This window comes from Enterobacter sp. UNJFSC 003, assembly GCF_036903355.1.
Classification (GTDB): domain Bacteria; phylum Pseudomonadota; class Gammaproteobacteria; order Enterobacterales; family Enterobacteriaceae; genus Enterobacter.
Genome location: NZ_JBAKHK010000264.1, coordinates 1 through 253, shown reverse-complemented (window position 1 = coordinate 253; position 253 = coordinate 1). Strand labels below are relative to the sequence as shown.

Here is a 253-nt window from a genome sequence, read left to right as displayed (position 1 = left end):
ACCCGTCAATGGGCCCATAGATGCGCCAATGACCGCAATCAGTAGACCAATCAGCAAGGGAGCAAAAGGGCCGCGTGGTACACCGTTGCCATCGTCCGTTAACGCCAGGATCAGCCCCATCAGAATAGCGGTAATCACCATCTCAACTGCGAAAGCCTGCACAAAATTGATATGAGGATTAGGGTAAGTAGAGAAAGTGCCAGCCAGATCAACACTTTCAACGCTGCCGCGAACAATGTGATGAGTCTGCTCG

At 51.8% G+C, this 253-nt stretch carries 1 pseudogene; it reads right to left on the bottom strand.

Annotation, left to right across the window (positions count from 1 at the left end):
- Nucleotides 1–253: pseudogene (glpF, locus tag V5P19_RS24080) on the bottom strand (glycerol uptake facilitator protein GlpF); the annotation flags it as partial.